The organism is Blautia sp. OF03-15BH (assembly GCF_003463065.1).
GTDB lineage: Bacteria > Bacillota > Clostridia > Lachnospirales > Lachnospiraceae > Limivivens.
In genome coordinates this window covers 169223-190456 of record NZ_QSCM01000003.1, presented here as the reverse complement: position 1 = coordinate 190456, position 21234 = coordinate 169223, and the positions used below count along the sequence as shown (strand labels likewise).

Genomic DNA, 21234 nt, shown 5'->3' with positions numbered 1-21234 from the left:
GCATGAGTGAGATGTTAGAAAAGGCCAGAAAATATGAAGAAGAACAAGGAAAGCAGATAAAAGCAGAAGACAGACCGGCTTTTCATGTGAGCCCATATGTTGGATGGATGAATGATCCGAATGGCTTTTCCTGCTATCAGGGAGAGTACCATCTTTTTTATCAGTATTATCCATACGATACACACTGGAACAGTATGCATTGGGGACATGTGGTCAGTAAAGATCTGCTTCACTGGGAATATCTTCCGGCAGCTCTGGCACCGGATGAAGATTATGATAAGATCGGATGTTTTTCGGGAAGTGCGATAGAGTTGGAGGATGGCAGACAACTGCTCATTTATACTGCGGTGTGTCAGGAGACTATGGACGATGGAACTGTGAGGGACATCCAGACACAGGCAGTGGCTGTCGGAGATGGAAAGGATTATAAGAAATATGAGAAGAATCCGGTGCTGACAGCAAAAGATCTTCCGGAAGGTGCAAGTAAATTGGATTTTCGTGATCCAAAGATCTGGAAAGGAAAAGACGGGAGCTTCTATTGTGTTATCGGAAGCAGACCGGCAGACGGAAGTGGACAGATCCTTCTTTACAGAAGTAAGAACGGATTTGACTGGGAATTTGTCAGTATCCTTGCAGAAAACAAGAAACGTTTTGGAAAGATGTGGGAATGTCCGGATTTCTTTGAACTGGATGGAAAACAGGTTCTTTTGACCAGTCCTCAGGATATGCTGCCGGAAGGTCTGGAATATCATAATGGAAATGGCGCTTTATGTATCATAGGAGAAATAGACAAAGATACCAATACCTTAAAAGAGCAGTTTACGCAGTCTGTGGATTATGGAATTGATTTTTATGCAATGCAGACGCTGGAAACGCCGGATGGCCGGAGAATTATGATCGGCTGGATGCAGAACTGGGATACGCTTGCTCATCGTTGTAACGACTCAAAGTGGTTTGCACAAATGAGTCTGCCGAGAGAATTGTCTGTAAAAAACGGAAGACTTTATCAAACTCCGATCAAAGAATTCGATGCAATGCGTAATGACAGAGTTGAGTACAACGATGTAGTAATAAACAATGATACGGTCACATTAGATAAAATCGAAGGACGGACCGTAGATATGGAACTTGTGATACGTCCGGAAGATAAGGAAAATGTCTATAAAAAATTTGCATTACGCTTTGCAGAGAATGAGAAGTTTCATACAGAATTGAGTTTCCGTCCGGATGAGTCAGTACTGAAAATTGACAGAAAATTTTCGGGAAGCGAACGGGCGTTGGTTCATCAGAGAAGATGTCTGGTAAATGGAGATGTCAATGAATTAAAGCTTCGTGTGATTTTGGATAGATTCAGCGCAGAAATATTTATTAATGATGGCCGGCAGGTTATGTCTGTTGTTATATTTACAGAACAGGCGGCAAAAGGAATTTCATTCTTTGCTGATGGCGCAGCTAAAATCGATGTAGTGAAATATGAGCTTATTTAGAAAACAGGTTGCCTTTGTTTATGGCATGAGAAACAAAAATGCAAGAATTGTTTTGCTTGCAGAACGAAAGGATCTGTTTTTCGTTTGTCAGTTGCATTTTCCATGCCATAGGGGTATAATACAGAACGACAAGGGGAGCTTGCAAGAAGCAGGCTGAGAGTAGACTGTATCGTCTTGACCCGGAACCTGATTTGGATAATGCCAACGGAGGGATAGACGCAGTTTTTTGTGATGGAAAAATCATAAAGCGGATATGTCTGTTGCGGGCATATCCGTTTTGCTTTTCAGGTTGTCAGAAAATGGTCAGGGAGGGGAAAACTGGCCGGAATGAAAAAGGAGTAACCGATTATGTTGAAAATCTGTTGTGAAAATGTAAGAAAAACCGTACCCCTGGTACATAACATCACCAACTATGTCACCGTTAATGATGTGGCCAATGTACTCCTGGCCTGTGGCGGAAGCCCGATCATGTCCGATGAGCCGGAGGATGTGACGGATATCACTTCCATCTGCAGTGCTTTGAACATCAATATCGGAACCCTGCACAAGACCAGCATCGAAGCCATGTTGAAGGCAGGAAAGAAGTCCAATGAGCTGGGGCATCCCGTTCTTCTGGATCCGGTGGGAGCAGGTGCTTCTGCCCTTCGCACCAATACGGCAGTGAAGCTGATGAAGGAGCTGAAGCTGACGGTGATCCGCGGAAATATTTCCGAGATCAAGACTCTGGCGCTTGGAAGCGGCACCACGAAGGGTGTGGACGCTGATGTGGCAGATAAAGTGACGGACGAGAACCTGGATGATTCCATCCGTTTCGTGAAGAATTTTGCAAAAGAGAGCGGTACCATCGTGGCAGTTACCGGAGCTATCGATCTGGTAAGTGACGGGGAAAAATGCTATGTGATCCGTAACGGTCGCCCGGAGATGGGGCAGATCACCGGAACCGGCTGTCAGCTGTCCGGAATGATGACTGCTTTTGTGGCAGCAAACCCGGATAACCGGCTGGAAGCAGCCGCAGCCGCTGTCTGCATGATGGGCCTGGCAGGAGAGATCGGCTGGAGCCGTATGACAGAGGGGGACGGAAACTCCACTTACCGGAACCGGATTATCGATGCCATCTATAACATGGACGGTGAGACGCTGGAGAAGGGAGCAAAGTATGAGGTGCGATAAGAAAGATCTTCTGCTTTATGCGGTGACAGACCGGCACTGGCTGAACGGCCGCACTCTGCATGAGGTGGTAAAGGAGAGCCTGGACGGCGGTGTGACCTTCGTTCAGCTCCGGGAAAAACAGCTGGATGAGGAGCATTTTCTTCAGGAAGCCAAAGATCTGAAGGAACTCTGCAGTGAGTATCATGTTCCCTTTGTTATCAATGATAATGTGGAGCTTGCCATTGAGATGGACGCAGATGGCGTCCATGTGGGACAGAGCGATATGGAAGCTGGAGATGTCCGCGCAAAACTGGGACCGGACAAGATCATCGGCGTTTCTGCCCAGACGGTGGAGCAGGCTGTCCTGGCAGAAAAGCACGGAGCAGATTACCTCGGTGTGGGGGCCGTTTTTCCGACAAGTTCCAAGGATGATGCCACAGAGGTTCCTTTTGAGACGCTGAAAGCTATCTGTGAGGCAGTTTCTATTCCGGTTATCGCCATCGGCGGCATCACGAAGGAAAATGTGAAGGAGCTTGCCGGCAGCGGAATCTGCGGCATTGCCGTGATCAGCGCAATCTATGGACAAAAAGAGATCCGAAAAGCTTCGGAAGAGCTGAAAGCAGCTACAGAGGAAATACTTAAGAAAAAGTAACTGTTCAGCAGAAAAACAGAAAAACTGCAGGCGGCCCGTCGGGGGCACCACTTCGGACCGCTTAATAAAACGTTTACTGAAAAGGAGAAACCAAAATGAGAACAGCAGTAACGATCGCTGGAAGCGATTCCAGCGGAGGCGCCGGCATCCAGGCAGATATCAAGACTATGATGGCAAACGGCGTATATGCCATGAGCGCCATCACAGCCCTGACTGCACAGAACACGACCGGCGTAACTTCTATTTTAAACGCAACCCCGGAATTTTTAGGCCAGGAACTGGACGCCATTTTCACAGATATTTATCCTGACGCAGTGAAGATCGGCATGGTTTCCGAGAGCAGCCTCATCCATACCATTGCGGAAAAGCTCCGTCGGTATGAGGCGAAAAACATCGTGGTGGATCCCGTCATGGTAGCCACCAGCGGTGCAAGGCTTATCAGTGAAGAGGCTGTGGAGACTCTGAAAAAAGAGCTTTTTCCGCTGTCCTGTATCCTGACGCCGAACATTCCGGAGGCGGAAGTCCTCACTGGTATGGAGGTCAAAACCACAGAGGATATGATCGAGGCGGCAAAACGCATCTCCGAAGAATATCACTGTGCGGTCCTCTGCAAAGGAGGGCATCAGCTCAACGATGCCAATGACCTTCTTTATGCAGATGGAACCTATCGCTGGTTTCATGGAAAACGCATCAGCAATCCCAACACGCACGGCACCGGCTGCACTCTTTCTTCTGCCATTGCCTCCAATCTGGCAAAAGGCTTTTCCCTGGAAGAATCGGTAGAACGGGCCAAGGATTACATTTCCGGAGCCCTGGCGGCCATGCTGGATCTGGGAAAAGGCAGCGGTCCTATGGATCATGGTTTTGCCATCGATAATACTTATACAAAAGAAGCGGAGGTCTGATTCATGAAAAAGAAAACCTCGCTTTTTGAAAACGGCCTGATCTGGTTTGGCGCCGGCGTGTCCATCGCAGAGATCCTGACAGGTACGTATTTTTCTTCCCTGGGCTTTGGAAAAGGCCTGGCGGCCATTCTCATCGGCCATGTCATCGGCTGCATCATGCTGTTTCTGGCCGGAGTGATTGGCGGAAAAATGGGAAAAAGTGCCATGGAGACCGTCAAAGACAGTTTTGGTATCCACGGCGGCCAGTTGTTTGCTGTTTTAAATGTACTACAGCTGGTGGGATGGACGGCCATTATGATCTATGACGGTTCTCTGGCAGCCAACGGGATCTTTTCCACCGGTCACTGGGTATGGTGTCTGGTCATCGGCGTCCTGATCATTGTCTGGATCCTTATTGGCATCACCAATCTGGGCAAGGTCAACACCATTGCCATGGCAGCCCTTTTCATCCTGACACTGATCTTAAGCAAGATCATTTTCTTCAGCGGAAATCCCATGGCGGATACCGCCGACGATTCGCTGACCTTCGGTGCAGCAGTGGAACTGGCTGTTGCTATGCCTCTTTCCTGGCTGCCGCTGATCAGCGACTATACGAGAGAAGCAAAAGAGCCGGTGAAAGCGACAGCTGTCAGCGCTGTGGTATACGGTATCGTGAGCTGTTTCATGTACCTCATCGGGATGGGGGCTTCCATTTTTACCGGTGAGAGTGATATCGCCCAGATCCTCATGAAAGCGGGACTTGGCATCGCGGGTCTTCTCATCGTGGTATTTTCCACTGTCACCACTACCTTCCTGGATGCTTATTCCGCCGGAATCTCCGGAGAGTCCATTGTGGCAAAGCTCAAGGGAAAATATGCCGCCGTTGCTGTGACGGTCATCGGTACGGCGGGAGCTATTCTGTATCCCATGGATGACATTACGGATTTCCTCTATCTCATTGGTTCCGTCTTCGCTCCCATGATCGCTGTGCAGATCGCTGATTTCTTCCTCCTGAAAAAGAAAAAGGAAGAAAGGGCTTTCGACTGGTGGAATCTGGTGATCTGGCTCATTGGCTTTATCCTTTACCGGATTCTGATGCATGTGGATTTCATTCTGGGAAATACCTTGCCGGATATGGTTCTGACCATTCTCATCTGTTTGGCAGTCCATGCAGTGAAGGACAAAAAGAACGCATAAAGAACCTGGATCAAAAAAACAGAAACAGGGCGCTGCAGAATCCTGTAAAAAGGATGCTGCGGCGCCCTGCTTTTTGTATCTACTGTGTTTTACCGGTCGCTGATGCTGATGGATTCGATGGCAACGCTTCCGCCGCGGACCACTTCAATGTGGTGGAATTCTTTTTTCATCAGGCGGACGACAGAGTCATTTTTTCCGGCAGTCTGGAAAAATTCCAGAAGGAGACTGTCTTTGCCGTAGTCGATGACCTGGGCTTTGAAGGTTTCTGCGATCTGGAAGAGTTCCGTTTTGTCTTCCGGTGAGCAGTCCATGACTTTGATATAGAGGATTTCCTTCATATGGACGGATACATTGGTGAAGTCCAGAACACGGATCACCTCCACCATACGGTTCAACTGTTTTTTGATCTGTTCAAAGGTCTCATCATCGCTGAAGGTACCGATGGTCATACGGGAGACGGTAGGATCTTCGGTGGTTCCAACGGTGAGGCTGTCCAGGTTATAGGATTTTCCGGAAAAAAGGCCGGAAATCTTGGAGAGGACACCCACCTCATTTTCCACATAGAGGGAGATCCATCGTTTCTGCAGTTCTTTTTCCATAATCGTGCCTCCTTTAGCAGTCCATGATCATATCGGCCAGTGTTCCGCCTGGTTTGATCATGGGATAGACCATTTCTTCCGGATCGATGATAAATTCGATGATGGTCGGTTTTCTGGTGTTCTTCTTTGCTTCCTCAAAGGCTGCGGCGATCTCTTCGGTCTTTGTCACCCGGATGCCTTTGGCTCCGTAGCTTTCTGCCAGTCTGATGAAATCCGGCGTGTATTCCGGATATTCCTGGCCGTCGGTACGCCGGGAGAGAGCGCCGGAGCGGAGGTTGGTCATGGAATAGCGTTTTCCGTAGAAAAGCTTCTGCCACTGACGGACCATGCCGAGATAGGTGTTGTTGAAAATGCAGCAGACGATGGGAAGCTCCTCCAGAACAGCGGTAGCCAGCTCCTGAATGTTCATCTGCATGCCGCCGTCACCGGAAACCATGATGACCGGGGTATCCGGATTGCCGATTTTGGCGCCGATGGCTCCGGGAAGGCCGTAGCCCATGGTGCCAAGGCCGCCGGACATGATGATTTTTTTCTTCTCCGTGATAGCCGCATACTGGGAGACCAGCATCTGGTGCTGACCGACATCCGTTACGAGGATCGCTTTGTCGTACTGACGGTTGATCTCGTTTATGATGTCGAGAGGACTCATGAGCTGACGTTTTTTCATAGTCAGAGGATGCTCGGCTTTCCAGGACTGGATCTGAGTGAGCCATTTGTCGGTACTGCAGGGTTCCACATAGTCTGCCATTTTTGTGATGGCTTCCTTTGCATCGGCAACGATGGGGACGTCTACATGGATGTTTCTGGAGATGGAGGCCGTATCGATGTCGATATGGATGATCTCTGCATGCGGGGCAAAGGCGTGAAGCTTTCCGGTGATCCGGTCATTGAAGCGGGTGCCGATGGAGAAAAGCAGATCACAGTCATTGACAGCCATATTGGCGGCATAAGCTCCGTGCATGCCGATATTTCCGATGAAAAGAGGATGCTCTGTGGAGATGGCGCCTCTACCCATGATGGTAGTGACTACAGGAACCTGGGTCTTTTCGACCACTTGTTTAAAAATCTCATTGGCATGGGAGATGTTGATACCGCCGCCTGCCAGAAAGAGAGGTTTTTTTGCTTTCTGGAGCATTTTCAAGGCTTTTTTAAGCTGCCCCATGTGGACGCCGGTGCTGGGTTTGTAGCCGCGGATGTTGACGGTTTTCGGGTATTCCGCACTGCCGAGTTCTGCCATGACATCCTTGGGAAGATCTATGAGGACGGGACCCGGCCGGCCGGTACGGGCAATGTAAAAGGCCTCTTTGATGATACGGCCCAGATCTTCGCGGTTTCGTACGGTGACACCGTATTTGGTGATGCTTCGGGTAATGCCAACGATATCGACCTCCTGGAAAGCGTCGTTTCCGATGAGGTGTCTGGCTACCTGACCGGTGAAGCACACGAGAGGCACGCTGTCATAGTTTGCGGTGGCAAGACCTGTCACCAGGTTGGTGGCTCCCGGGCCGCTGGTCACCAGACAGACGCCGACTTTTCCTGTGGTCCTGGCGTAGGCGTCAGCCTCGTGCACCAGAGCCTGCTCGTGGCGGGGAAGGATGATGTCGATCCCGCTCTGTTTGTAAAGTTCATCGCTGATATCAATGGTACAGGCGCCCGGATAGCCGAAAAGGGTATCCACCCCTTCCTCCTTCAAGGCCTTTACCAGAAGTTTGTTTCCTGAAATCTGTCTCAAACAATTTCCCTCCTTACTTTCGCTGTATAGCGTTAAAACGATGATACGGGGGAAAACAGGAAAAGTCAACCGGAAATTTCATTGTAACAGTTCAGAACATCAGCAAAATGAAAAATCAGACTATGCAAACTTGTTTGTAATAGGATGAATTTTCATTTTGGAATGGGCGGAATGCCCATTAGCCTCAGACAGAAGCTGCGAATGCAGCGATAGCGCATGCAATGCGCGTGTCTGTGGCCTGTTGGGCTGAACGTCCTGAATAGTTACATTTCATTTTAGAATGAATGGGATTGTGACAAGGAAACAGGTTGTTATTTGTCACGGATTGTACTAGAATGAAACTGTTATGGATAATCATTACAGATCAGTAGAAAGATAAGAGGAAAGAGAAATATGAAGATTCAGTTGCAGGAGCTGACAAAAAGCTTCCCTGGCCGCGGGAGGAACAGCAGCCGGGTAACGGCAGTGAAGGATTTTAATTTTGAAATACCGGATGGAGAGCTCATCGGTCTTCTGGGACCGTCCGGCTGCGGAAAGAGTACCACGCTGAACATGATCTGTGGTCTGGAAAAGCCTACCAGCGGCAGGATCCTTTTTGGAGACAAGGATGTGACCACGCTGCCTCCGGAAAAAAGGGGAGTTGGCATGGTTTTTCAGAACTATGCGCTTTACCCGCATCTGACGGTGAGACAGAACATCATCTTTCCATTGCAGAACCTGAAGGGGAAAGAGAAGCTTTCCAAGGCTGAGATGGAAAAAAGAGCCATGGATGCAGCGGCACTGGTACAGATCCGGGAACTGATGGACCGGAAACCGGGAGAACTGTCCGGAGGCCAGCAGCAGCGTGTGGCGATCGCACGGGCACTGGTAAAGCTTCCGCATGTCCTTCTTCTGGACGAGCCGCTTTCCAATCTGGATGCCAGATTGCGGCTTCAGACCAGGGAAGAGATCCGGAAGATCCAGCGGGCCACGAAGATCACCACCGTTTTTGTCACACACGATCAGGAAGAGGCCATGAGTATCTCGGACCGTATCGTTGTGATGAAAGCAGGCGTTGTCCAACAGATCGGAAAACCGCAGGAGGTCTATGATGACCCGGTCAATCTTTTTGTAGCAAAATTCCTTGGAACACCGCCCATTAATGTGTGGAAAGGAGAGATCAGAAATGAAAAGCTCTGTATCGGTGATGCGGTTCTTCTGGATGCACCGGGACAGAAAGACAGAGCGGTTTTCGTGGGGATCCGTCCGGAAGGCTTCGTGCTGAAGGAAGACGGTCCTCTCATCTGCCGTCTGGGAGGTGTGGAGGTCATGGGAAGAGATATTTCGATCGTATCCACGCATGAGGCTTCCTTAAATCCCACGATCCGTTCCATCATCAGTACGGAGACAAAGGTGGATACCGCCTCTGAAACGGTCCGTTTTGCGGTAAAGCCGGCCAAGGTTTTTGTTTTTGACGGCAGCAGCGAAGAACGGATCCGGATCTGACAGGAGGAAAAACCATGGAAAATAGAAACTTTAAGGGCTGGCTGTATCTGCTGCCGGCACTGCTTTTTCTGGGAGCCTTTCTGGTATATCCACTCATTGATGTGTTTGTGTATTCTTTTGAGGAAGGATATAACTCCGCTTCCCAGACGTATTATGGAACGGGTATGTACAACTATTCCTATGTACTTCACGATCCGTATTTTCTGCAGGCATTGAAAAACACGCTGCTTCTGGTTGCAGTCACCGTGCCAGTCTCCACACTTCTGGCATTGCTGATCTCTGTGGCCTTAAGCTCTGTGAAGCCGTTGAGAAAGCTTTATCAGACGGTGTATTTTCTGCCGTATGTGACGAACACGCTGGCGATCGGTCTGGTGTTTATGATCCTCTTTAAAAAGACGGCATATACCGATGGTCTGATCAATCTGGTGCTGAACTTCTTCGGAGGAGGATCCGTGGATTTCATCGATGGTCCATACTGGGCAAAGATGCTGGTGCTTTGTGTATATACGATCTGGGTGGTCATGCCTTTTAAGATCCTGATCCTCACCAGTGCGCTGGCATCGGTCAATCAGACGTATTACAACGCGGCCAGGGTAGACGGGACTTCCCGGTTCCGGATCTTTTATAAGATCACCCTTCCCATGATCTCGCCGACGGTATTTTACCTGGTGATCACCGGTTTTATCGGAGCCTTCAAGGCCTACAGCGATGCGGTGGCACTTTTTGGAACCAATCTGAACGCAGCAGGCATGAACACCATTGTAGGTTATGTATACGATATGCTTTACGGAGACAGCGGCGGATATCCCTCCTATGCTTCCGCAGCGGCGATCATTTTATTTGTCATCGTTCTGACCATTACCTGCATCAACCTGCTGGTCAGCCGGAAACACGTTCACTATAGCAAATGAGGACAGAGAAATGGATTATGAAAAAATAGAGAGGTCGGAAAAAAGACGTCAGATCTTCGGAAAAGGAGTCATTTACCTTTTTCTGACGGTCTGGGCGCTCATTGTCCTGTTTCCTTTTTACTGGATGCTTCTGACTTCGGTAAAAAGCTATGGCAGTTATAATGCGGAGCACATTCCCGCATTTTTTACGACGTCACCGACACTTGAAAACTATACGGCCGCATTTACGGCAGTGCCCCTGGCAAAATATCTCATCAATACCCTGTTTTTCACAGTGGTAACGACAGCTGTTATGATGCTGGTCATCACGTTGGCGGCTTATGCGTTTGCACGTCTGAGTTTTCCAGGAAAAAATCTGGTATTTACCCTCTTTCTTTCCCTGATGATGATCCCGGCGGAGCTGGTAGTCATCACCAATTTTGTGACCATCACAAACCTGGATCTCAGAAACACCTTCACAGGACTCATTCTTCCATCGGTAACCTCTGTTTTTTATATTTATCTTCTGAAGGAAAATTTCGAGCAGGTGCCGGATGAACTTTACCGGGCGGCGAAGGTGGACGGAACTTCGGATCTGAAATTCCTCTGCAAGGTCATGATCCCGATCTGCAAGCCTACCATGGTGACCATTGTGATCCTGAAGGTCATTGAGTGCTGGAATTCCTATGTGTGGCCGCGGTTGATCACCGATGACCCCAATCTTTATCTGGTATCCAATGGTATTCAGGAGATCCGGGAAAACGGCTTTGGCCGGGAGAACATACCGGCCATGATGGCAGCTGTAGTTGTCATTTCCCTGCCGTTGATCGTTCTGTTCCTGATCTTCCGGAGCCGGATCATGGAAGGGGTATCAAGAGGAGGGACAAAAGGATGAAAAGCAGATGGAAAAAATATCTGGCAGCCGGACTGGTTTTATCCGGCATGCTTTCTCTGACCGGCTGCCACGGAGCGAAGGAAGAGAAGAACTTTGTAATCCCGGATACTTTTGATACAGCGAAAAATCATGAAATCACCTTCTGGGCCAAAAACGATACCAATAAGACGCAGACAGACATTTATAAAAAGGCGATTGCCGATTTTGAAGCCATGTATCCAAACATCACAGTAAATCTGAAGCTGTATACAGACTACGGAAAGATTTATAATGATGTTATCACCAACATTGCCACGGATACAACACCAAATGTCTGTATCACCTATCCGGATCACATTGCCACATATCTGACCGGAAAGGACACGGTGGTGCCGTTGGATGAACTGCTGACCGATGAGAATTATGGTCTTGGAGGGAGTAGCCTGGCTTTCGATTCTCCTGCTAAGGAAGAAATCATTCCGCAGTTCCTTTCTGAATGCAGCATCGACGGCCATTATTATGCCCTTCCTTTTATGCGTTCCACAGAGGCCTGTTATGTGAATAAAACGTATGTGGAAAAGTTGGGTTATACACTGCCGGATACGCTGACCTGGGATTTTATCTGGGAAGTATCCGAAGCGGCAACAAAGAAAAATGCGGATGGAACCTATGCGTTGAACGGACAGGATGTCATGATCCCCTTTATCGATAAGTCCACGGACAATATGATGATCGAGATGCTGGCACAGAAAGGGGCACCGTATTCTTCTGCAGACGGAGAGATCGGTCTTTTCAATGATACGACAAAGGAACTGCTCTTTCAGATCGCAGAGCATACGGAGTCGGGAGCGTTTTCCACGTTCAAGATCTCCGGTTATCCGGCCAATTTCCTCAATGCAGGCCAGTGTGTGTTTGCCATTGACTCTACAGCGGGAGCTACCTGGATGGGAAGCAATGCGCCGCTGGTCGATATCAGCAGCGACTCTTTGCAGGATTTTGAAACAGAAGTACGGATGATCCCCCAGTTTGATCCGGAGCACCCGAAAATGATCTCCCAGGGTCCTTCCGTCTGTGTATTCAATAAAAAGGATCCGCAGGAAGTCCTGGCTTCCTGGCTTTTTGCACAGTATCTTCTGAGCGATGAAGTACAGATCGCCTATTCGGAGACGGAGGGCTATGTTCCGGTCACGTCAAAGGCACAGGATTCAGAGGAATATCAGGAATATCTTTCCAGAGAGGGAGAAGACAATAACACGTATTATTCCGTGAAGCTCCAGGCCTCAAAGCTTCTCCTCGATCATGCGGAGGATACCTTTGTCACGGCTGTTTTCAATGGCTCTGCTTCTCTTCGTGATGCGGCGGGACAGCTCATTGAAAATGTGACAAAATCAGTGCGGCGAAAGAAAGAGATCGATGATGCTTTTATCGAGAAGCTTTACAGTGATGTGACCTCGCTCTGCCATCTGGATCAGATCCAGGCGGACGGCAGCAGCGGGAAAAAGGAACTGGGACCGCTTCCAAAGACTTCCGTGGTGCTTCTTACGGTTCTCGGAGTGATCTGGGGGGTGATTCTTTTGTATCTTCTTGCGGAACTGGTGAAAAAAAGAAAATATCAGAAGGAAAACCATTGATTTAAAAAAGAAATCAGGTATAATACTAGTACAGCGTTTTCAAAACGCTGTACGAAAAGGACCGGACGGAAACGGCCGGCCTTGAGCAGTTTATTTTTAAAATAACAGAGACACCCGAGAAGGGCGCCTCCGCGTTCGCCAAACGGACGGAAAGGAGAAACTTATGAAAAAAAGACTGGTGTTAATGATGGCACTTTCCATGGCTCTGGCAGTTCCGGGCTGTGCAATGGCTGAAGAGAGCACAGAGACAGCAGCAGAGACTGAGACTGTCAGCGAAGCAGCAGAGAGTGAGACCGAGGCAGAGACCGATGTAAAAGGCGAGGGCGTTATGACCCACGACGAGTATCTGGCTGCAGAGACCGATGCTGAGGTTGTTGTTGAGACCTATGTTCAGGCAAAACAGTCCTGGTGGGAGGACAAGGCAACTCTTTATACCCAGGATAAGGATGGCGCTTACTTCATTTACAATATGCCCTGTACAGAGGAGCAGTATAAAGAGCTGGTTCCGGGAACCAAGATCAAAGTGACCGGATACAAAGCAGAGTGGTCCGGCGAGATCGAGATCTCTGATGTAGAGTCCTTTGAGGTTGAGGAAGGCTCTTACATTGCAAAACCGCTCGATGTCACAGAGCTTCTCGGAAAAGATGAGCTCATCGACCATCAGAATGAGTTTGTTTCTTTCAAAGATATGACCGTTGAGGCAGCAGGCCAGGATGCAGACGGAAACGATGTTCCGTTCCTGTACAATTATGACGGTTCCGGAAGCCAGGGAGACGACCTGTATTTCAACGTTTCCTCTAACGGCGAGACCTACACCTTTACCGTTGAGTCTTATCTCTGCGATAAAGATTCTGATGTATACAAGGCAGTAGAAGCACTCCAGATCGGTGACAAGATCGACATGGAAGGTTTCCTGTACTGGTATGAGGGCGTAAACCCGCACATCACTTCTGTAACAGCAGCAGAGTGATCAAATCTGATATCTGTTCCTCCGGCTTAAAGGCCGGAGGATTTTTATGCTCTTTTTTCATGACAAGGAGAAAGCATTATGAGAAAAGCCTATTATCATCTGCCGGGACTGTTTGAATTTTATGAGCTGTACCGCCTGCTTTTGCCTTTGTTCCGTGAACACCGGGAATATTTTTACGATTGGTGTGAGATCGGCTCCATCTACGGGGCTCCCGCTGACTGTATCTGGGGTGGGGGAAGGACTTCCTTCGGAGAGGCAGAGCCGCGGGAGGTGCTGGCGCTTATGAGAGAATACGGGATCTCAGCCAGACTGACCTTCAGCAATTCGCTGCTGCGGGAGGAACACCTGGCGGATAAGAAATGCAATGCCCTGTGTGCATTGGCAGAAAAAGGCGGCGTTTTACAGAACGGAGTGATCGTTTCTTCTGATCTCTTGCTGGCGTATCTGAAAAAGAGGTTTCCGGATCTTTATTTTGTTTCTTCCACGACGAAGGTCCTGACGGATTTCCGGCAGCTTCAGAAGGAACTGGACAGAGAAGCGTTTCGCTATGTGGTGCCGGATTTCCGGCTGAATAAAAAGCAGGAACTGTTCGATCAGCTGAACGGACAGCAGAAAGAGAAAGTGGAATTTCTCTGTAATGAGTGCTGCTGGTTTGGCTGTAAAGACAGAAAAGCCTGCTACGAAGCAGTCAGCCGGAAAAATCTCGGAGAAGGCGGTACAGAGCATGTCTGCACGGCTCCGGATGCAGGAGCTGGATACCGTTTTTCCAAAGCGATGGAAAATCCGGGCTTTATCGGCATAGAAGAGATCCAGACGCGGTATCTGCCCAGGGGATTTTCCAATTTTAAGATCGAAGGCCGGGGGCTTGGCAGTGCTTTGATCCTGGAATTTCTGCTTTACTATATGACCAGACCGGAATATCAGCTGCATGTACGGGAAAAGATCTATCTGGATAACATGCTGGATCTGTTTTGACAAGGGGGATGCTCAGATGGATAGCAGCTCTTCGATGGAAAGCAGAACGGGAGGCTGTCCGGTCCTCACCGGGGAAGTGAGTGCGAGCCAGTAGTCGTTTAAGGCAAATTCCCGGACAAAAACCGGCAAGGGAGAGCGTTCCGGAGACGAAGAGCTTTCGGCAGAAAAAATCTGCGTTTCCGCTTCGGACAGGATTTCCCGGGAAGCCGGATTTTCATCGGTTTTCTGCTGCAGCCTTCCGGGGAGGACCTCAATGGAATTTAATGGGATCCGGATTCCCTGACCGGTATATTTCAGATAACTTTCTTTTACAGTCCAGATCCGTGTGAAGCATTGCGCTCCTTCTTCACGGATCTTTTTTTGTTCCAGAGGGGTAAAGCAGCGTTCTGCTACATGAAAACGGTCAGGCGTGTGTTTCTGGATGTCGATGCCGCAGGGATACGTGCCGTAAACGCAGGCTGCATAACTGCCGCTGTGCGAAAGATTGAAAAAATGCCGCTTGTCCAGGATTGCCGGTTTTCCGTTTTTCTCAATGGAAAGGAGCGAAAAGTTCACATCCATTTTCAGAAAGGCCAGACGGGCCAGCAGACCGGCGGCGAGGGTAAGTGCGCGATCCTCCGGTTTCTGAAGCCGGAGAAGCTTCTTTTTTCGAAGTGCCCAGCATCCGTCAGCGGGAAGAAAAGAAAATGCTTTTTCATATAACTTTTCATCCAAAAGCGGCTGAACAGAGGTCAGACAACAGCGAAGAAGCGGCTGAGTGGATGCAGAGGCGGGAAGAGAAGGGGATATCGTAGGTAAATTCATAAAAAACTCCGTTTCTGTCGAAGATAAAAGGTGGTAACAGGGACATCATACCATGGGAGGAAAGTTCCATCAACTGCCGGAGTACAGAAAAATTTTCATGTTTCCAGCTTGACAAAATACCCATATAGGGTATATAATGCAAACGAAAAATACCGGTGAGGGGTATCAGGGAGGAGAAAAAATGACAGAAGAAAAACAGACGGAAAGAAAAGAACACTGCTGTTGTTGTGAACTGACCGGTGGGAAAACAAAGGTGCGGACCGATAAAGAGTACAGAGATCTGATGAACCGGCTGAAACGGATCGAGGGGCAGGTGCGCGGGATCCAGAATATGCTGGAGAAAAATGCTTACTGCACCGATATTCTCACTCAGGTGGCCGCAGTCAATGCGGCGTTGAACAGCTTTAACAAGGTACTTCTGGCAGATCATATCCGAACCTGTGTGGCGGACAACATCCGGGAAGGGAATGATGAAGTCATCGATGAGCTGGTGATGACCTTACAGAAGCTGATGAAGTGATTCCTGTGAAGGGGTTTTGCAGCAGAGTGGCAGGATGATGAAAATTCGTCCTCGCTGGCGGAAAGGAGAGATTTCAGATGGAACAATACAATGTGACCGGTATGAGCTGCGCCGCCTGCAGTGCCCGGGTAGAGAAAGCGGTATCCAAAGTCCCGGGTGTGACTTCCTGCTCGGTGAGCCTTCTGACCAATTCCATGGGAGTGGAAGGAAGTGCTTCTCCGGAAGCAGTCATTGCAGCCGTGACGGAGGCCGGCTACGGCGCAGCCTTAAAGGGTACGGAGGGAAAAAAAGGAAGCGGAGCTTCAGAATACGAGTCCATGCTGAAGGATACGGAGACACCAAAGATGAAAAAAAGACTTCTTGTTTCCGTCTGCCTTCTGCTTCCGCTGATGTATTTTTCCATGGGTCATATGATGTGGGGCTGGCCTTTGCCGCCTTTCTTTGATGGAAATCATATCGCCATGGGGCTGGTACAGCTGCTCCTTACCATAGCGGTCATGGTGGTGAACCAGAAGTTCTTTGTCAGCGGTTTCAGGAGTCTGGCACACCGGGCACCGAATATGGATACGCTTGTGGCACTTGGTTCTACCGCGTCCTTTGTATACAGTGTATATGCACTCTTTGCCATGACCGGGGCGCAGGTTCGTGGCGATACGGATGCCGTCATGCGTTACATGCATGAGTTTTACTTTGAGTCTGCGGCAATGATCCTGACACTGATCACAGTCGGAAAAATGCTGGAAGCCCGTTCAAAAGGAAAAACGACAGACGCCCTCAAGAGCCTGATGAAGCTGGCACCGAAGACAGCAGTGATAAGAAAAGACGGTGTGGAAAAAGAAGTGCCCATTGAGCAGGTACGGATCGGTGATCTCTTCGTGGTACGCCCAGGGGAAAATATACCGGTGGATGGTATCGTGCGGGAGGGAAGCAGTGCCGTCAACGAAGCAGCTCTGACCGGAGAGAGCATCCCGGCAGACAAGGCTCCCGGGGATACCGTGTCCGCAGCGACTCTGAACCAGTCCGGTTATCTGGTCTGCGAAGCGACCCGTGTCGGTGAAGATACGACACTTTCCCAGATCATCCGGATGGTAAGCGATGCGGCAGCAACGAAAGCACCGATCGCAAAGGTGGCAGACCGGGTTTCCGGCATCTTTGTTCCGACGGTCATCACCATTGCACTGCTTACCATCGTGGTATGGCTGCTGGCAGGTAAAGAGATCGGTTTTGCACTGGCAAGAGGCATTTCTGTTCTGGTGATCAGCTGTCCCTGTGCGCTGGGACTGGCAACACCGGTGGCGATCATGGTAGGAAACGGTATGGGGGCCAGACATGGAACTATGTTTAAGACGGCCGTCTCTCTGGAAGAGACAGGAAAGCTCCAGATCGTGGCTCTTGATAAGACCGGAACCATCACAAGCGGAGAACCGAAGGTGACAGATATCCTTCCGGCGGCAGGGTATACGGAAGAAGAGCTTCTTAAAAAAGCGTATGCTTTGGAAAAGAAAAGTGAACATCCTCTGGCAAAAGCCATTCTGGAGCTGGCAAAAGAGCGGCAGCTTTCCGAACAGGAGCTTACGGATTTCCAGGCGGTTCCTGGAAATGGTCTTACCGGAAGTCTCAACGGAAAAAGGCTGGCAGGAGGCAACCTTTCTTTTATCAGCAGTAAGACAGCTGTTTCAGCTGCTTTTTCTGAACAGGCAGCAGCTCTTTCCGAAGAAGGAAAGACACCGCTTTTCTTTGCAGAAGACGGAAAGATGCTGGGGATCATCGCTGTGGCAGATGTCCTCAAGGAAGACAGCCCGAGAGCCATCCGGGAACTGAAGGATATGGGCATTCATGTGGTGATGCTGACAGGTGATAACGAAAGGACCGCTAGGGCAATCGGGAAAAAAGCCGGTGTGGACGAAGTGGTGGCAGGCGTTTTGCCCGATGGCAAGGAAGCAGTCATCAGCGAATTGAAGAAAAAAGGCCGGGTTGCCATGGTAGGAGACGGCATCAATGATGCACCGGCTCTTACGCGGGCTGATATCGGCATTGCCATTGGAGCCGGAACAGATATCGCCATTGATGCGGCAGATATCGTTCTGATGAAGAGCCGGCTTTCTGATGTGCCGGCGGCCATCCGTTTAAGCCGGGCGACGCTCCGGAATATCCATGAAAACCTGTTCTGGGCTTTTATTTACAATATCATTGGCATCCCCCTGGCAGCCGGTATCTGGATCCCGCTCTTTGGCTGGACCTTAAATCCCATGTTCGGGGCTGCGGCTATGAGCCTTTCCAGTTTCTGCGTAGTGACAAATGCCCTGCGGCTGAACCTTTTCAAAATGGGAGATGCCAGCCGGGACAAAAAGAGGAAAGACGCACTTGGAAGTGCACCGCTTCTTACGGAGCATTTGAAAACCAAAGAAAACGGCGGCACTGCCGCTTCATATAAAGGAGGTGAGAAAATGACACTGAAGGTAGAAGGAATGATGTGCCCGCACTGCGAGGCCAGAGTGAAAAAAGTTCTGGAGGAGATCGACGGCGTAACCGCCGCTGAGGTAAGCCACGAGAAAGGAACTGCTGTTGTAACCCTTTCCAAAGAGGTACCGGCAGAAGTACTGAAAAAAGCAGTAGAAGACGCAGGTTACAAGGTACTGGACTGAATGGAGCCAAAAGAGGAGGAACAGAAAAATGCAGGAAATCACAGTTGGTGTAGACGGAATGATGTGCGGCATGTGTGAGAGCCACGTAAATGATGCGGTACGTACCGCTTTTCCGGTAAAAAAGGTTTCTTCTTCCCATGGAGCAGGTAAGACCGTGATCGTGACAGAAGAAGACATTCCGGATGAAAAGATCCGTGAAGTCATTGACAAGACCGGTTATACCGTGACGGGCATTACCAGAAAGCCCTATGAGAAAAAAGGCTTTTTTGCCCGCTTCAAAAAATCGGAATAGGACTTGATCTGTATGAAAAAGGAGACTGCACAGTGCCTGAAACCAGGCACCGGCAGTCTTCTTTTTTGATGGACAAGAAAAAATCCATATATTATAATGGACGATAACAGTTCAGAACATTAGCCTCAGATAAAAGCTGCGAATGCAGCGAGAGCGCATGCAATGCGCGGGGTGCTGAGTCCCGGTGGGACTCGTTTAGCACCGACCGAAGCAGCGCGTAGACCTGTGGCCTGTTGTTTTGAACGTCCTGAACAGTTACAAAAAGAAAAAGAATACAGGAGGATACCGATGAGAAACAACAGAAGATGGAAAAAAGTTTGTGCAGCCTTTCTTGCAGCAGCCTGTTTTTCAGGGACCGTAAGTCAGGGCTTTTGCGGCAGTTCCTTTGTCTGTGCGGAGGAAACCGAAACAGAGACAGAAGCGGAAACCGTCTACAGTCAAAAAGATCTGGAACTTCTGGAAAATGTAGAAAAAGCAGAAGCTGACGGTGAGGACGGTCTCGATGCGGATTCAATCGACTGGGGAAATGCGGACATTCAGGTTATGGAAGATGAGGATGTTTCCAATCTTCTTCTCATCGGACAGGACCGCCGGGAAGGGCAGGACCGCCAGCGTTCGGACTCCATTATCATCTGCAGCGTCAACAAAGAAAAAGGAAAGATCGTTCTGACCTCGATCATGAGAGACCTTTATGTGCCGATCCCCGGCTACAAAGACAACCGGATCAATGCAGCTTATCAGTTTGGCGGCATGGAACTGCTGGATGAAGTCATTGAAGAAAATTTAGGCATTCACATTGACGGAAATATCGAAGTGGATTTTGACGGCTTTATGGAGGCGCTTTCTGTTCTCGGGGATCTGGACATTGAACTCAATGCGACGGAGGCAAACTATCTGAATGAACATTCCGATCTTTCCGAGACGGATGAGACCGGCTGGGAACTGAAGGAAGGCATGAATTCCATGACGCCGGCGCAGCTTCTGGCATATTCCCGGACACGTTTTATCGGAAATTCCGACTGGGAGCGGACAGAACGCCAGAGAAAGGTTCTGACGGCAGCCTATGAAAAAGCAAAAAAGATGAACGTGTTTAACCTCGTCCGGCTGGCTTACAAGATCTTTCCGAACTTTACAACCGACCTCTCCATCGGTCAGGTCGCAGGCTATATTTATACCGTGCTTACCGGCAGCATCGAAGGACTGGAAAGCTACCGCATTCCGGTGGACGGAACGTATAACTGTGTGACGCTGGCACCCGGCATGGAGGTTTTGATCCCGGATCTTACCGCAAACAGCAGTTACCTCCAGCAGTTTATCTATGGCGTGGATGTCTTCGGAAATGTGGCAGAGACGGAAAAAGAGAGCGAAAGCGAAACAGAAACGGAGTAGGAGAACAGCATGGGAGAAAAGAAAACAAACTACGATAAAACAAGAGAAGATGCAGAACAGCGCTTTCTTGCCTACGATCAGGAAAAGATGATCCGGAAATTTCAGCTGGAGGCGGACGAAGCCTTTTTGTATCTTCGCTTTGTGGGAAGAGATTACCGCATCAACCGGAAAAACGGAAAAATCGAGTGGAACAGGAACCGGTCAGAAAAAATCGGTTTTGTGCCTGTGGCGGCAGGCTTTGAGGAGACACTGTCCATCCTGGATGTGCTTTGCTGCTCCAAAGAGGATTGCCATCTTTCCGGAAATTTCCATACCATCGACCGGATGAAATCCACCCGTTATGCGGCGGCACCGGGAGCAGGGCTTTATGCTTCCTATGAAAAAAGCTTCGATCAGGATACGGGAAAGCTCCAGAGGGCACTGGAAGCCCTGGGCGGGATCAGAGAATACCCCGGAGATGCAGCGGCAAGACTGCCGGTTTTTGATTTCCTTCCCGTGATCTTTCAGTTCTGGCATTCGGATGAAGAATTTCCGGGCACACTGAAATTTATGTGGGATGACAATACGCTGGATTATCTCCGGTTTGAAACGGCCTTCTATGTCATGGGGCATATTTTATCCCGCATAAAAGAAGAGATGGAGCGGGCAGTGAATTAAAATCCATACAAAAATCGTGTCTTTCTTGCAAAAAGCATTGACAAAAAAATATCAATATCATATAATAACAAAGAAATTTTTCTCAGACATTTTATATAAGTGCCTTTCGTCATGGAAAGGATAATAGGGAAATAAGTGAGAAGCTTATGCGATGCCGTCACTGTGAAGGTTTCGCTTTCTGAATGGCCGTAAGGCCGCCACTGCATGAGCGGGAAGGGATCAGAAAGCACAGGGCCGAAGCCAGGAGACCTGCTTATATAAGGCGAATTCTTTACGAGTCATGAAGAATTGCACAGAGAGTGTCTCTCTTTATAAGGTCTGCATTCAAACAGCAGATCTGTCTTACACTGTTTCTTTATGACCCATGTCCAGAAGTAAAAGTTATCAGTTTCATCAAGGACG

The 21234-nt window shown here is 49.1% G+C and carries 19 protein-coding genes and 2 riboswitches; of the genes, 16 read left to right on the top strand and 3 right to left on the bottom strand.

Annotated features, from left to right (window positions below; genetic code table 11):
- The first annotated feature begins 2 nt into the window (after positions 1 to 2).
- The 5 genes from DXA57_RS05145 (at position 3) to cytX (ending at position 5369) form a co-directional block, all read left to right on the top strand.
- Entirely contained in the window at positions 3 to 1487 is a 1485-nt protein-coding gene (locus DXA57_RS05145) for a glycoside hydrolase family 32 protein (protein ID WP_117765292.1), read from the top strand.
- Between the two features lie 121 nt (positions 1488 to 1608).
- A riboswitch (TPP riboswitch) is annotated at positions 1609 to 1718 on the top strand.
- 117 nt (positions 1719 to 1835) lie between these two features.
- Entirely contained in the window at positions 1836 to 2657 is an 822-nt protein-coding gene (gene thiM / locus DXA57_RS05140; RefSeq protein ID WP_117765290.1) for a hydroxyethylthiazole kinase, read from the top strand.
- On the top strand, positions 2644 to 3288 hold the full coding sequence (thiE, locus tag DXA57_RS05135; protein ID WP_117765288.1) for a thiamine phosphate synthase: 645 nt from the start codon (positions 2644 to 2646) through the stop codon (positions 3286 to 3288). Before thiM ends, thiE begins: the two co-directional genes overlap by 14 nt.
- 95 nt (positions 3289 to 3383) lie before the next feature.
- Positions 3384 to 4193, top strand: coding sequence for a bifunctional hydroxymethylpyrimidine kinase/phosphomethylpyrimidine kinase (gene thiD / locus DXA57_RS05130; RefSeq protein WP_117765286.1), 810 nt, complete (start codon positions 3384 to 3386; stop codon positions 4191 to 4193).
- 3 nt (positions 4194 to 4196) lie between these two features.
- Entirely contained in the window at positions 4197 to 5369 is a 1173-nt protein-coding gene (cytX, locus tag DXA57_RS05125; RefSeq protein ID WP_117765284.1) for a putative hydroxymethylpyrimidine transporter CytX, read from the top strand.
- A gap of 89 nt (positions 5370 to 5458) precedes the next feature.
- Here the strand turns inward: cytX and ilvN are convergent, their stop codons facing one another.
- Both ilvN and ilvB read right to left on the bottom strand, forming a co-directional pair.
- On the bottom strand, positions 5459 to 5968 hold the full coding sequence (ilvN, locus tag DXA57_RS05120) for an acetolactate synthase small subunit (RefSeq protein ID WP_117765282.1): 510 nt from the start codon (positions 5966 to 5968) through the stop codon (positions 5459 to 5461).
- A 13-nt stretch (positions 5969 to 5981) separates the two neighbouring features.
- Positions 5982 to 7700, bottom strand: coding sequence for a biosynthetic-type acetolactate synthase large subunit (gene ilvB / locus DXA57_RS05115; RefSeq protein ID WP_117765280.1), 1719 nt, complete (start codon positions 7698 to 7700; stop codon positions 5982 to 5984).
- 393 nt (positions 7701 to 8093) lie between these two features.
- Between ilvB and DXA57_RS05110 the strand changes: the two genes are divergently transcribed.
- From DXA57_RS05110 to DXA57_RS05085, 6 genes are all read left to right on the top strand, one after another.
- Positions 8094 to 9185, top strand: a complete 1092-nt coding sequence (locus tag DXA57_RS05110; protein WP_117765278.1) for an ABC transporter ATP-binding protein — start codon at positions 8094 to 8096, stop codon at positions 9183 to 9185.
- Between the two features lie 14 nt (positions 9186 to 9199).
- Complete coding sequence (locus DXA57_RS05105) at positions 9200 to 10096, top strand: carbohydrate ABC transporter permease (protein WP_117765276.1); 897 nt, start codon at positions 9200 to 9202, stop codon at positions 10094 to 10096.
- 10 nt (positions 10097 to 10106) lie between these two features.
- The gene (locus DXA57_RS05100; RefSeq protein WP_117765274.1) at positions 10107 to 10970 is read left to right on the top strand and encodes a carbohydrate ABC transporter permease; all 864 of its coding nucleotides are present in this window, start codon (positions 10107 to 10109) and stop codon (positions 10968 to 10970) included.
- Complete coding sequence (locus DXA57_RS05095; RefSeq protein WP_117765272.1) at positions 10967 to 12580, top strand: ABC transporter substrate-binding protein; 1614 nt, start codon at positions 10967 to 10969, stop codon at positions 12578 to 12580. The genes DXA57_RS05100 and DXA57_RS05095 overlap by 4 nt, the downstream gene beginning before the upstream one ends.
- A 163-nt stretch (positions 12581 to 12743) precedes the next feature.
- Complete coding sequence (locus DXA57_RS05090) at positions 12744 to 13550, top strand: hypothetical protein (protein ID WP_117765270.1); 807 nt, start codon at positions 12744 to 12746, stop codon at positions 13548 to 13550.
- Positions 13551 to 13628: 78 nt separating this feature from the next.
- Entirely contained in the window at positions 13629 to 14525 is an 897-nt protein-coding gene (locus tag DXA57_RS05085; RefSeq protein WP_117765268.1) for a hypothetical protein, read from the top strand.
- Between the two features lie 12 nt (positions 14526 to 14537).
- On the opposite strand, the gene DXA57_RS05080 is transcribed toward DXA57_RS05085, so the two are convergent.
- On the bottom strand, positions 14538 to 15329 hold the full coding sequence (locus DXA57_RS05080; protein ID WP_117765266.1) for a 4'-phosphopantetheinyl transferase family protein: 792 nt from the start codon (positions 15327 to 15329) through the stop codon (positions 14538 to 14540).
- A gap of 181 nt (positions 15330 to 15510) precedes the next feature.
- On the opposite strand from DXA57_RS05080, the gene DXA57_RS05075 reads away from it, so the two are divergent.
- From DXA57_RS05075 to DXA57_RS05055, 5 genes are all read left to right on the top strand, one after another.
- Positions 15511 to 15849, top strand: coding sequence for a metal-sensing transcriptional repressor (locus DXA57_RS05075; protein ID WP_117765264.1), 339 nt, complete (start codon positions 15511 to 15513; stop codon positions 15847 to 15849).
- Between the two features lie 77 nt (positions 15850 to 15926).
- Entirely contained in the window at positions 15927 to 18494 is a 2568-nt protein-coding gene (locus tag DXA57_RS05070) for a heavy metal translocating P-type ATPase (RefSeq protein ID WP_117765262.1), read from the top strand.
- Between the two features lie 28 nt (positions 18495 to 18522).
- Complete coding sequence (locus DXA57_RS05065; protein WP_117765260.1) at positions 18523 to 18786, top strand: heavy-metal-associated domain-containing protein; 264 nt, start codon at positions 18523 to 18525, stop codon at positions 18784 to 18786.
- A gap of 288 nt (positions 18787 to 19074) precedes the next feature.
- Positions 19075 to 20175, top strand: a complete 1101-nt coding sequence (locus tag DXA57_RS05060; protein ID WP_158571236.1) for an LCP family protein — start codon at positions 19075 to 19077, stop codon at positions 20173 to 20175.
- 9 nt (positions 20176 to 20184) lie between these two features.
- A complete protein-coding gene (locus DXA57_RS05055) occupies positions 20185 to 20832 on the top strand; it encodes a DUF3786 domain-containing protein (RefSeq protein ID WP_117765256.1) in 648 nt (215 codons plus the stop codon).
- A gap of 80 nt (positions 20833 to 20912) precedes the next feature.
- A riboswitch (cobalamin riboswitch) is annotated at positions 20913 to 21103 on the top strand.
- The last annotated feature ends 131 nt before the right edge of the window (positions 21104 to 21234 follow it).